The organism is Acinetobacter sp. ANC_7654 (assembly GCF_056779855.1).
This window is the reverse complement of sequence record NZ_JBWYIR010000026.1, coordinates 1-697: the sequence shown is the minus strand read 5'-3', so window position 1 is coordinate 697 and position 697 is coordinate 1. Positions and strand designations below refer to the sequence as shown.

Here is a 697-nt window from a genome sequence, read left to right as displayed (position 1 = left end):
TGCACAAGCGAAAGTTGATGCACTTCCAGAAGGAGCAGACAAAGACGCATTGGATGCACGCTTAGATGATCTAGTCGACATCACCTTACCAACAGTAAATGATGAAAACGAAGATGGCGTAGCAGATGAGTACGAACAAGTATTGGCAGATGCCGAAGCAGCAGTAGAGGCAGCAGAAGCAGCATACGCTGCGGCAGAACAAGCGCTGATCGATGCAAATGCCAATGGCCTCATCACCCCAACAGAACTTACTGCATTGACTCAAGCACGTGATGATGCACTTGCTGCGAAAACAGAAGCACAAACAAAAGTGACAGCATTACCTGAGGCAGTACAAGCAGAAAAAGATGTGCTACAAGGTCGTTTGAATGATCTGGTTGATATCACTTTACCAACAGTAAATGACGAAGATGAAGATGGTGTTGTTGATGATATTGGAGAAGCTCTAGCAGCGGCTGAAGCAGCAGTAGAGGCAGCAGAAGCAGCATACGCTGCGGCGGAACAAGCGCTGATCGATGCAAATGCCAATGGGCTCATCACTCCAACAGAACTTACTGCACTGACTCAAGCACGTGATGATGCACTTGCTGCGAAAACAGAAGCACAAACAAAAGTGACAGCGTTACCTGAGGCAGTACAAGCAGAAAAAGATGCGCTACAAGGTCGTTTAAATGATCTGGTTGATATCACTTTACCA

The 697-nt window shown here is 46.6% G+C and carries 1 protein-coding gene; it reads left to right on the top strand.

Features of this window, described 5'->3' with window-relative positions; all coding sequences use genetic code 11:
• On the top strand, window positions 1–697 hold a 697-nt coding region (locus AC1M86_RS14765), incomplete at both ends, for a GA-like domain-containing protein (protein WP_481608252.1).